7 protein-coding genes are annotated in these 12,773 nt (G+C 38.0%); 5 read left to right on the forward strand and 2 right to left on the reverse strand.

What is annotated here, in order from left to right:
• The first annotated feature begins 24 nt into the window (after positions 1-24).
• The 5 genes from ACKXGU_RS06880 to ACKXGU_RS06900 are packed head-to-tail and all read left to right on the forward strand — an operon-like array spanning position 25 to position 8,618.
• Entirely contained in the window at positions 25-579 is a 555-nt protein-coding gene (locus ACKXGU_RS06880; protein ID WP_463467310.1) for a hypothetical protein, read from the forward strand.
• On the forward strand, positions 497-2,944 hold the full coding sequence (locus tag ACKXGU_RS06885) for a GH92 family glycosyl hydrolase (RefSeq protein ID WP_463467311.1): 2,448 nt from the start codon (positions 497-499) through the stop codon (positions 2,942-2,944). Before ACKXGU_RS06880 ends, ACKXGU_RS06885 begins: the two co-directional genes overlap by 83 nt.
• A gap of 2 nt (positions 2,945-2,946) precedes the next feature.
• Positions 2,947-5,283, forward strand: a complete 2,337-nt coding sequence (locus tag ACKXGU_RS06890; protein WP_463467312.1) for a GH92 family glycosyl hydrolase — start codon at positions 2,947-2,949, stop codon at positions 5,281-5,283.
• Entirely contained in the window at positions 5,276-7,606 is a 2,331-nt protein-coding gene (locus tag ACKXGU_RS06895; RefSeq protein ID WP_463467313.1) for a GH92 family glycosyl hydrolase, read from the forward strand. Before ACKXGU_RS06890 ends, ACKXGU_RS06895 begins: the two co-directional genes overlap by 8 nt.
• A gap of 1 nt (position 7,607) precedes the next feature.
• On the forward strand, positions 7,608-8,618 hold the full coding sequence (locus ACKXGU_RS06900; protein WP_463467314.1) for an isoaspartyl peptidase/L-asparaginase family protein: 1,011 nt from the start codon (positions 7,608-7,610) through the stop codon (positions 8,616-8,618).
• On the opposite strand, the gene ACKXGU_RS06905 is transcribed toward ACKXGU_RS06900, so the two are convergent.
• Entirely contained in the window at positions 8,615-10,024 is a 1,410-nt protein-coding gene (locus ACKXGU_RS06905) for an aldehyde dehydrogenase family protein (RefSeq protein ID WP_463467315.1), read from the reverse strand. The genes ACKXGU_RS06900 and ACKXGU_RS06905 overlap by 4 nt on opposite strands.
• Before the next feature lie 7 nt (positions 10,025-10,031).
• Complete coding sequence (gene cphA, locus ACKXGU_RS06910; protein ID WP_463467316.1) at positions 10,032-12,671, reverse strand: cyanophycin synthetase; 2,640 nt, start codon at positions 12,669-12,671, stop codon at positions 10,032-10,034.
• Between the last annotated feature and the right edge of the window lie 102 nt (positions 12,672-12,773).

A 12,773-nucleotide genomic window follows, 5' to 3' on the forward strand; every position in this document is an offset into this window, starting at 1 on the left:
TTAAATTTAGCAATCCTATTTTAAATGAAACTCCCTATTACGTTCTTTTTTGCATTGGTAATACTATTTACTGCCTGCAAGGAAAATAAAGACATTCAACCAGCCCAAAAAGACACATCACTAATATCCTATGTCAATCCGTTTATTGGAACTGGCGGACATGGACATACCTATCCTGGCGCGACCATGCCTTTTGGGATGATGCAATTAAGTCCAGATACGCGATTGGATGGTTGGGATGGCTGTTCTGGCTATCATTATTCCGACAATTACATCTATGGTTTTTCACATACCCATTTAAGCGGCACAGGTGTATCGGACTATGGTGATATTTTATTGATGCCAACCAATGAAGTGAACTTTAATAATGGAGCCGATGGCAATAAAGGCTATCGAGCTCATTTTAGTCACGACAATGAAATTGCAGAACCTGGTTACTATAAAGTACATTTAGATTCAACAAATATTGATGTGGAACTAACCGTTTCCAAACGCAGTGGTATACACAAGTATCAGTTCCAAAAATCAAGCAGTCAATACATCGTACTGGATTTGGAACATAGAGAACGAGTTACTTGATTACAATATTACACAAGTAAGCCCAAAAATATTTAAAGGCTACAGACATTCTAAAGCATGGGCAACCAATCAAAAATTGTTTTATTATTTTGAATTATCTCATGAGGCAATTACACAATATCCAGCTCTTGATAAACCTACAAAAGCTATTTTAAGTCTGAATAATCCAACTCACGAACCAGTTTATTTAAAAATTGGCATTTCCCCGGTTGATGAGGAAGGTGCACGAAAGAATTTAGAAACTGAAATAGGTAACAAAAGCTTTGAAGAAGTAAAACAAGAAGCCCAAGATGCCTGGGAAAGTCAGCTTGAAAAAATAGTAGTTGAAAGCACCAATACCGATTACAAAACCAATTTCTACACGTCACTATATCACTCCATGTTGGCACCTAACCTCTATCAAGATGTTGATGGTCGCTATCGTGGCATGGATTTAGAAATCCATCAAACTAAAGACTTTGAGTATTACACCGTGTTCTCACTTTGGGACACCTATCGTGCGGCACATCCACTTTACACCATTATTGAAGAAGACCGAACCAATGATTTTATCAATACCTTTTTAGCCAAATATGACGAAGGCGGCATCATGCCCATATGGGATTTATCAGCCTGTTACACTGGTTGTATGATTGGGTATCATGCGGTTCCCGTGATTGCAGACGCCTATTTAAAAGGCATCAAGGGTTATGACACCGAAAAGGCATTGGAAGCTATGAAACATTCGGCTACTCGTGATAAATTAGGATTGAAAAGCTATAAGGAATTCGGTTTCATTCCTGTCGAAGAGGAGAGCGAATCTGTTTCCAAAACTTTGGAATATGCCTATGACGACTGGACCATTGCACAAATGGCCAAAGCCATGAATAAAACTGACGATTATAAAACTTATTCAGAACGCGCCCAATATTATAAAAACGTGTTTGACCCAGAAAGTCAATTTATGCGTGGTCGTTTTCGCAACACCTGGTTCGCGCCTTTTGATCCTTACGAAGTGAATTTCAATTACACCGAGGCTAATTCCTGGCAATACAGCTATTATGTCCCACAAGACATTTCTGGGTTTATGAATTTGCTAGGTGGAAAAGATAAATTAGATGCCCATTTAGATAAATTGTTTACAGCCCAAGTGGAAACTTCAGGACGCGACCAAGCCGATATTACAGGTTTAATTGGCCAGTATGCGCATGGTAATGAACCTAGCCATCATATGGCCTACCTGTACAACTTTGTCAATAAACCTTATAAAACCCAAGAGAAAGTCCATCAGATTTTAACGGAGTTGTATACCAACGAACCCGATGGTATTTCAGGGAATGAAGATTGCGGACAGATGAGTGCGTGGTTTGTGTTTTCATCCATGGGATTCTATCCAGTTACTCCAGCGAGCAATCAATACATTATTGGAACACCTTTGTTTGAAAAAGCAACCATTAATTTAGAAAATGGCAAGCAATTCACCATTCAAGCCAATAACCTCTCTAATGACAATATCTATATCGCATCGGTTGAACTTAATGGCCAACCATTAAACCATTCCCATATCTCTCATGAAGATATTATGAAAGGCGGTCAATTAGTCTTCAATATGACCAATCAACCTACGGAGTGGGCGACACAAGAAGGCGAAGAACCCGTAACGCATATTTCCGACAATTTGATTGTACCTGTGCCCTTTATTGCCAAAGGCGATGTGGCGTTCAAGGGTGAAACAGAGGTTATGTTAGAAAATGTGGATAATGCAGCTCAAATACTTTATAGATTAAATGATGGTGAATTTAAAACGTATGAGAATCCGTTTACCATTTCAGAACCTACAACACTAGAAATTTATTCTAAAAAAGCAGGTGCAGAAAGTGCTAAAATCACGACCCAATTTTATAAAATAGACCCTAACATTTCCATAAAACTGGATACCGAATATGCTAATCAATACAATGGTGGAGGTAATAATGCGCTTATTGATGGCATTTACGGTACACAAGATTTTAGAACAGGAACTTGGCAAGGGTATTTTGATACCGATGTCATTGCAACGGTTGATTTGGGAAGTAAAAAGGATATTCAAACTATTTCCGTTAACTTTCTTCAAGACCAAAAGAGCTGGATTTTTCTACCAACAGAAGTTACTTTTTTAATATCATCTGATGGTAAAAATTTCAAATCTATTTATATAAAAACAATAGATACTCCAACACCTGTGGAAGGTTCACAAATAGAAACCTTAAATTTTGAGTTAAATAAGAGCAAAGCTCGTTATGTACAAATAATCGCCAAAAAATTAGGCAAACTTCCGGAATGGCATCTCGGTTACGAACATGATGGCCGAAGTTGGCTATTTGTAGATGAAATCTCGATTAAATAATTATGATAAAAAAACTATCAATACTATTCCTTTTAGCAATTTGTTTTAACTGTAAAGACGAAACTGTTCCTAAAGAGAAAACAGAAGAGCAAACTGACTCATACCCAACCACCAAAGACTATACAAAATACGTCAACCCATTCATTGGTACCAGTAAAATGGGTCATGTTTTCCCTGGAGCCACAGCACCTTTTGGCATGGTACAATTGAGTCCGCAAACCAATTTTGAGGTCATGCATAATGAAGACGGTAGCTATAACAGTGAAACTTACGAATACTGTGCTGGCTATCAACACCGAGATTCAACCATTATTGGCTTTGCGCATACCAACTTTAGTGGCACCGGACATTCCGATTTAGGCGATTTTTTGGTGATGCCAACGGTTGGTGATTTGGTGTTGGATCCTTTACAAACTGCTGAAGGGAAAAAGGGGTTTTACTCTAGTTTCCTGCATAAATATGAAGAAGCATCTCCAGGATATTACAGTGTGAAATTGGACAGTTATGATATTCAAGCTGAATTGACAGCCAGTGAGCGTGTGGGGTTTCATCAATACACCTTTCCACAATCAGATAACGCACATATCATTTTAGATATGGTTTACAATGTGTACCATCATGACAACAAAAATGTATGGACGTTTATTCGAGTTGAAAATGATTCTACGATAACAGGTTATAGGCAAACCAAGGGTTGGGCACGCGATAAAAAAGTGTTTTTTGCTGCGAAATTTTCCAAGCCCTTTAAAAGTTATGGCCATAAAAAATATGACGCAATAAAATATGACGGGTTTTACAGACGATTTAAGCAAGAGGAGAACTTCCCCGAAATGGCTGGAAAAGATTTGAGAGCTTATTTCAATTTTGACACTGAAGAAGGTGAACAAATCAAGCTAAAATTTGCACTTTCCAATGTTAGTTCAGCTGGTGCGTTGAACAATCTGGAAACTGAAATTCCGCATTGGGACTTCAACAAAACGTATGAAGAAACCAGTGACAAATGGAACCATGAACTCTCTAAAATTGAAGTTGAAACATTAACCGAAGATCAAAAGACCACATTTTACACAGCCATGTATCACACCAATCTTTCGCCTATTTTATATGAGGACGTGGATGGACAATATCGTGGTTTAGACCAAAATATCCATACTTCAGAAGGATTTACCAACTATACTATTTTTTCACTTTGGGATACTTATCGTGCTTTGCATCCATTGTTCAATATAACGCAACCGAAGCGCAACAACGATATGATAAAAAGTATGCTGGCACATCACGATCAAAGCGTCCATAATATGCTTCCTGTTTGGAGTCATTATGCCAATGAGAATTGGTGTATGATTGGATATCACGCCACATCGGTCATTGCAGATGCCATGGTAAAAAACGTTGGTGATTTTGACAACAAAAGAGCTTTACAAGCTTCAGTAAATACAGCTAATGTGCGTTATTTTGACGGCTTGGGAGATTATATGGATTATCATTATGTCCCAGATGACAAAAGCCATTCCTCTGTTTCAAAAACCTTGGAATATGCTTACAACGATTGGTGTATTGCTCAAATGGCAAAACAAGTGGGAGACACCTCAACAGAAGAAGAATTCTCAAAACGCTCCGAATATTACAACAACGTTTATGATCCTAGTATTGGATTTATGCGACCTAAATTAAGTGATGGCACTTTTAGAAAAGACTTCGATCCAATGGACACACATGGACAAGGATTTATTGAAGGTAATGCCTGGAATTACGGTTTGTATGTCCCGCAAAACATTGACAAAATGGTAAGCATGATGGGTGGAAAAGAGCAATTTACCCAACATTTAGATTCGCTATTTACTATGGAAATTGAAGATAAATACATCGAAAAGCATGAAGATATTACTCGAGATGGAATCATTGGCAACTATGTTCAAGGTAACGAACCCGGACATCATATCCCGTACTTATACAACTGGACAGGTCATCCAGAAAAAACACAATCTCGCGTGCGAATGATTATGGATACCATGTATGGTCCAACGGTTGAAGGACTTTGTGGCAATGATGATGCCGGACAAATGAGTGCCTGGTATATTTTTAGTAGTCTCGGATTTTATCCGGTAACACCAGGTTCTAATGATTATGCTTTAGGAAGTCCATTGGTTAAAGAAGCAAAAATTCATTTAGATAACGGAAAAACTTTGACTATCATAGCTAAAAACCAAGGCAAAGAAAACGTTTATGTAAAACGTGTTTTAATTAATGGAAATGTTTTGGAAGGCACCTTGATTTCGCATCAAGATATTATGAATGGTGGTGAAATTGTATTTGAAATGAGCAATAATTATGAATAAGCAAATCTTAATCATTTTATTAGTCTGTCTGATTACAGCTTGTAAAAAGAATCCTGAAATCAACCATAAAACTGAAACGAAGGATACTGCAGTTAATTTGGTAGATTATGTTAATCCATTAATGGGAACAGACTCCAAATACAGTCTTTCCAATGGAAATACGTATCCAGCTATTGCCACACCTTGGGGCATGAACTTTTGGACACCCATGACCTCAAAAATGGGAGATGGCTGGACCTACAAATACAACGAAAACAAAATAAGAGGTATTAAACAAACCCATCAACCGAGCCCCTGGATTAATGATTATGCAGCCTTTTCATTTATGGCCGTTACAGGTGATTTAAAGTTTAATGAAGAAGAGCGCCAATCATGGTTTTCGCATAAGGCCGAAACGGTTAAACCATATTATTACAGTGTGTATCTGGCCGACTATGATACAAAAGTTGAAGTCACTCCAACTGAACGAGCCGCTCAATTTAAATTTACCTTTCCTGAAGCGGATTCGTCCTATATTATGTTGGATGCTTTTTACAAAGGTTCTATGGTAAAAATCATTCCTGAAGAAAGAAAAATTATTGGGTATTGCCGAAACAATCGCGGTGGTGTTCCTGATAATTTCCATAATTATTTTGTCGCTGAATTTGATAAGGATTTCGAAATTTCCCATACTTGGACAGATGATTGGACACTTCAAAAGAACCAAAAGGACAGTGAAGGCAATCACGTTGGTGCCATTATTGGTTTTAAAACAAAAAAAGGAGAAGTTGTTCATGTGAAGGTAGCTTCGTCCTTTATAAGTCCTGAACAAGCACTACTGAATTTAGATCGAGAAATTGGCAATGATTCTTTTGAAACCACCAAAGAAAAAGCCAAACAAACTTGGCAAACGGAATTTAACAAAATTCAAATTGAAGATGATAACATAGGTAACATCAGAACCTTTTATTCCTGCTTGTATCGTGTGTTGTTATTTCCAAGAAAATTCTATGAATTTGATAAAAATAATGCCGTGGTGCATTACAGTCCTTATAATGGGGAAGTGCTTCCTGGTTATATGTTTACTGACAATGGCTTTTGGGATACCTTCAGAGCCGTGTATCCATTTTTTAACATGATGTATCCCGAATTGAATTCCCATATCATGGAAGGATTAGCAAATGCTTATGAAGAATCTGGATGGTTGCCAGAATGGGCAAGTCCAGGACATCGTGATTGTATGATTGGTTCCAATTCAGCACCCATAATTGCAGATGCTTTTTTAACAGGTAACATGGCCGATAAAGATGTCAACGTCTTGTTTGAAGCTATCTTAAAAAATGCTCAAGTGGAATTAGGCAGGCCTGCAAGTTCTGTTGGCCGTGAAGGGTTGAATTATTATAACGATTTAGGTTATGTGCCATATGACGTTGGTGTCAACGAAAATGTCGCCAGAACTTTGGAATATGCCTATGCTGATTTTACTATTGCCCAAATGGCCAAAAAATTAGGCAAACAGGATATTGCCAATAAATTCTACCAACATTCCTTAAACTATAAAAATGTTTTTGACCCGTCTACGAATTTAATGCGAGGCAAGAATGAAGACGGCACTTTTCAGTCACCCTTCAACCCGCTAAAATGGGGTGATGCCTTTACTGAAGGTAATAGTTTGCACTATACTTGGTCTGTTTTTCATGATGTGCAAGGACTTATTGATCTAATGGGAGGAAAAAACAAATTCATTGAACAATTAGACGCTGTTTTCACCATGCCTCCTGATTTTGATGATTCCTATTATGGTGGCACCATTCATGAAATCCGTGAAATGCAAATTGTGAATATGGGCAATTATGCTCATGGGAATCAACCCATCCAACACATGATTTATTTATTCAACCATGCCAATGCCTCTTATAAAGCACAAGAAAAAATAAGGGATGTATTAACTAAATTATATTCAGCCACACCAGATGGTTATTGTGGTGATGAAGATAACGGACAAACTTCTGCCTGGTATGTGTTCAGTGCTTTGGGATTTTATCCCGTAGCTCCAGCTACCGATCAGTATATTATTGGAAGTCCCTTATTTAAAAAGGCTACTTTGCATTTAGAAAATGGAAACAACTTTGTTATTGAAGCGCCAAACAATTCAAAAACTAATGTTTATATTGATTCGGCTACATTTAATGGAAACCCTTATCCCAAAAGCTACCTGAACTATGATACTATTCAGAATGGTGGCACCTTTAGATTTGATATGACCAATTCACCAAATAAAAATTGGGGCAGTCATAATGATGATGTTCCATATTCATTAACTTTAGAAACCAAATACGAGTAATATGAAACGCAGACACTTCATAAAAAACGCAGCATTATCGGGAGCGGGTGTTGCTGTTGGGAGCACACTATTAAGTTGTGCTGATAGCGATAAAAAAGCTGAAACAAACGTGGTAACTCCTACGACGGATTCTAAAGCGAACTTACCATTGGTTATTGCCACTTGGCATGTAAAAGAAGCTACCGCTAAAGCCTGGGAAGTTTTACAAGCTGGCGGGAATGCTTTAGATGCCGTAGAGCAAGGTTGTATGGTGGAAGAAGCTAACGAAAAAGGTCAATCGGTTGGCAAAGGTGGTTTGCCGGATCGTGATGGTCATGTGACATTAGACGCTTGCATTATGGATAAACATGGTAATTGTGGCTCTGTTGTTTTTCTAGAAAATATTGTTCATGCTGTTTCTGTGGCCAGAAAAGTGATGGAGGACACACCTCATGTGATGCTTGCAGGAAAAGGTGCTGAACAATTTGCCTTGGAACAAGGCTTTAAAAGAGAGAATTTATTGACTGAAGCCTCAAAAAAAGCTTGGGAAGAATGGAAAGTTGACAGTGAGTACAAACCCATAATAAACATTGAAAATCACGATACCATTGGTATGCTAGCCATAGATAAAAATGGTGATATTTCTGGCGCTTGCACTACAAGCGGATTAGGCTACAAAATGCATGGTCGTGTTGGTGACTCTCCCATTATTGGTTCTGGATTGTTCGTGGATAATGAAATTGGAGCTTGTGTAGCCACAGGTTTGGGTGAAGAAGTAGTTAAAACCGTTGGCAGCTTTTTGGTTGTGGAATTGATGCGTCAAGGTAAAACACCCCAAGAAGCTTGCGAAGAAGCTATTAGCCGGATAGTAAATAAACCCAATAGTAATTATAAGGATTTTCAAGTTGGCTATATTGCCGTAAACAAACAAGGCGAAACGGGAAGTTATTCCATTCATCAATGGTTCAGTATGACTAAATACCAAGATGGTGTCAATGAGCAGATTCAATCAGATTTTTTCAATAAATCTTAAAACCATTTAATAGTTAAATCCACTATCTTTTGTTTCCAATGAGTATAAGGTGGTTTTAATAAATCAACTGCTCCAAAGGTATGTTGTTTTAATAACGATCGTTGGTTGGTAAACTCCAAAAAACCAAAAAAGCCATGGGATTTCCCAATGCCGCTATTATTAGAGCCACCAAATGGCAAATTATGATTTAAGTATTGTAATAAATTATGATTGACACAGGTGCCTCCAGCACGGGTATTATCTAATATATAATTGATATTCTTTTTCTTTTTGCTATATATATATAAAGCCAAGGGTTTTTCTTTTGAATTAATATAGTCTACGGCTTCTTCAATTGTCTTATACGTTTTCAAAGGTAAGACGGGACCAAAAATTTCTTCCTGCATAAGTTTACTATCCTCATTCAAATCTGAAATCAATGTTGGTTCTATATAGTTGTCCTCATCATTTGACTGACCTCCCAAGTCTATTTTCGCGTTTTGGGATTTTGCCTCTTCCAGCCCTTCGTTCAGGCGACTGAAATGCTTATTGTTTACAATACGGCTATAAGCTTCTGATGATTCTGGTTGCTTAGAATAAAATTTGCTCACCTGCTTTTTGAAACTTGTAATAAATGATTCTTTGATGCGTTCGTCAACAAGCACATAATCTGGTGCAATACATGTCTGACCTGCATTCATGAACTTACCATAAATTATTTTTCCGACAACTTTATCAATATTTACGGAATCATCAATAATCGTTGGAGACTTCCCTCCTAATTCCAAGGTCACGGAAGTAAGATGTTTAGAAGCCGCTTTCATCACGATTTTCCCTACTGATGGTGACCCTGTAAAGAAAATATGATTAAAGGGTAATTCCAATAAAGCTTGTGACGTTTTCACTTCACCTTCGACTAAAGCAATTTCGTTTTCATCAAATAAATCAGAGACTATTCGAGCCATCAAACGAGATGTATTCGGAGTCATTTCCGAAGGCTTTAAGATAACCGTGTTACCAGCGGCAATTGCTGACACCAAAGGCCCAAATGTTAAGTTTATAGGATAGTTCCAGGGCGAAATAATCAAACAAACACCTTTTGGTTCATTGATAATATATGAACTGCTTCCCAACATGGCCAAAGGTGTACCTACTTGTTGTTTTTTAAGCCATGATTTCAAGCTTTTAGAAACAAACTTGATTTCATCAATAACGGGATAAATTTCAGTGAGATCAACCTCTAATTGGGGTTTTTTAAAATCGGCATATAACGCATCGCGAATATCTTGTTTGTAAGTGTATTCTAATGCATGTTTTAATTTTTTGAGTTTTTTGACACGCTCCTTATAATTGGTATTACCAATATTGAATTGGTTTGCTTTTTGTTTGTCAAACAAACTCGCAAACATATTGTCAGAATAACTCATAAATTCATTAGGCCATGAATGGCTCCCCTTTTAAATCTTGTTCCTTAAATTTCTTCACTAACTCCAATGCATCAGGAATGACATCACTACATAAAATAATTAATGACCCTTTTTCTGCGTTTTTTACAGCATGGGTTATAGCTTCTTTTTCTGAAGGAATGATGGTGGTTTTCTTATTGGGATCTTTCATTTGAATACCATCATTCAAGAGTTTAATAAGCTCCTCTTCCGTGCGACCTCTCAAACGTTTATCCTGACGGATTATGATTTCGTCAAACATCTCTGCAGCAATACTCCCGACTTGATTAGTATCTTCATCACGTCTATCGCCTACACCAGCGATAATACCAACCTTAACCGTAGCATCCAGTTCATCTGTAAATTTCTTTAATGCCAGCATCCCGGCTGGATTGTGTGCATAATCCAGTAAAATGGTAAAATCTTTAAATTCGAATAAATTCAGTCGACCTGGTGTTTGTGATGCCGAAGGTATGAAGGTTTCCAAAGCCGCTTTAATATCTTCGATACTGATTCCTTGTACATGGGCAGCCAGTACGGCTGCTAGTACATTTTGAATCATAAAAGTCGCTTTGCCTCCATAGGTTAATGGAATGTTTTCGGCTCTCATAATACGCATTTTCCAAACACCTCTGCAAATAGTAACATATCCGTTTTCATATACTGCTGTGATACCATTTAAACGCTGTAAGGCTTTTATTCTAGGGTTATTTTCATCCATTGAAAACAAGGCCACGTTACATTCTACAGAACGTCTCATATCGTAAACCAAATCATCATCAGCATTTAAAATGGCATAACCGCTCGGTAAAACCGTTTCAGGGATAACCCCTTTAACCTTTGCCAACTGCTCAATGGTATGAATCCCTTTTAAACCTAAATGGTCTGCAGCCACATTGGTCACTATCCCTACATCACATTTTTTAAAACCTAAACCAGCACGCAATAAACCGCCTCTAGCACATTCCAAAACTGCAAAATTGACGGTTGGGTCTTTCAGTACAAATTCGGCACTCGCTGGACCCGTACAATCTCCTTTCATCAATAATCGGTTTTGAATATAAACACCGTCACTGGTTGTGTAACCCACTCGATATCCTTTCATTTTTGCAATGTGAGCCATTAATCTTGATGTTGTCGTCTTTCCATTGGTTCCCGTAATGGCTACAATAGGAATTCTTCCAGTATCTCCTTTTTGCGGGAATAATTTGTCAATTACTGGTGCTGCCACATTACGAGGTAACCCAGATGTTGGTGCCAGGTGCATTCTAAATCCGGGACCTGCATTAACCTCTAAAACGGCTCCACCTGTTTCCGATAGCGGTTGAGAGATATCAGTCGTCATGATATCAATTCCACATATATCCAAATCAATGATTTTTGAAATACGCTCTGCCATACTCACGTTTGCCGGATGCACAATATCCGTGACATCTTCAGCGGTTCCACCGGTGCTTAAGTTAGCTGTGTCTTTTAATATTAGTCGTTCACCATCTGGAATTATGGATTCTAATGTATAACCAGCATCTTTTATAATGGTTTTGGTCAGTTCGTTAACAGTAATCTGCGTAAGAACATTTTCATGCCCATATCCTCGACGTGGATCTTTATTGACTTCATCAATCAATTCCTGAACGGTTGACTTACCATTACCGATGACATGAGCAGGTGTTCGCTTGGCTGCAGCAACCAATTTGTTGTTAATAACCAATAATCGATAATCTTCCCCAACTATAAATTTTTCTACGATTATGGCACCACTTCTGGAACTTTCTTTGGCTTGTCTAAAGGCTTCCAAAGCCTCATCATAATTTTGAATGTTAACTGTTATCCCACGGCCATGATTACCGTCTATTGGTTTGATTACCAATGGGAATCCCACATAATCACAGGCATCTTCCAAACTACTTTCTCTTCGAATAATATCCCCACGAGGTACTTCGACTTCGGCTTGCTCCAAAAGGAATTTGGTGTCCTCTTTATCACAAGCTAATTCAACTCCAATACTACTTGTTTCACTGGTTACCGTCGCTTGAATACGTTTTTGATTGGCACCATAACCCAATTGACACAACGAATATTTATTCAAACGAATCCATGGAATACCTCGAGCTTCGGCTTCTTCAACTATAGAGCCGGTACTTGGCCCTAAACGATCATCCTCGCGCAATTCACGCATTTTTTGAATATCGTCTGCCATGTCATAGTCCTCGCCTGCAATTAAAGCTTCACATATTCTTACTGATGCCTTGGCCGCATAACGCCCAACCGATTCTTCCATGTAGGCGAACACAACATTATAAACTCCTTTTTCACCATAACCGCGCGTTCTTCCAAATCCAACATCCATGCCAGCCAATGTTTGGATTTCCAAAGCAATGTGCTCAATAATATGACCCATCCAGGTGCCTTCCTCTACGCGCTGAAAAAACCCACCAAGTTCTCCAACAGAACAACGGTGTTCATACATTCCAGGAAACATTGCTTTCAGTCTGTCATAAAACCCATCAACCTTGTTGGATGGTCGCTCTTCCATGTCTTCCAAATCCAGAACCATGACGATTAGTTTATGACGACGAACAGACCAATAATTTGGCCCTCTCATAGCATTGATTTCCCGTATTTTCATATTGTTAGTTTTTAGTTTTATTTAAAGTGAAAGATTATAAATATATACATTTTTCTAATAAAATTTTAGTTTATTTTTGTCCAATAATTTTTTTGAAACAGA

It is taken from the genome of Hanstruepera sp. CR43, from assembly GCF_055227665.1.

Coding starts and splice junctions, on each gene's coding strand:
- cphA (WP_463467316.1), bottom strand. CDS start 12,671: ATGAAAATACGGGAAATCAATGCTATGAGAGGGCCAAATTATTGGTCT.
- ACKXGU_RS06895 (WP_463467313.1), top strand. CDS start 5,276: ATGAATAAGCAAATCTTAATCATTTTATTAGTCTGTCTGATTACAGCT.
- ACKXGU_RS06905 (WP_463467315.1), bottom strand. CDS start 10,024: ATGAGTTATTCTGACAATATGTTTGCGAGTTTGTTTGACAAACAAAAA.
- ACKXGU_RS06890 (WP_463467312.1), top strand. CDS start 2,947: ATGATAAAAAAACTATCAATACTATTCCTTTTAGCAATTTGTTTTAAC.
- ACKXGU_RS06880 (WP_463467310.1), top strand. CDS start 25: ATGAAACTCCCTATTACGTTCTTTTTTGCATTGGTAATACTATTTACT.
- ACKXGU_RS06900 (WP_463467314.1), top strand. CDS start 7,608: ATGAAACGCAGACACTTCATAAAAAACGCAGCATTATCGGGAGCGGGT.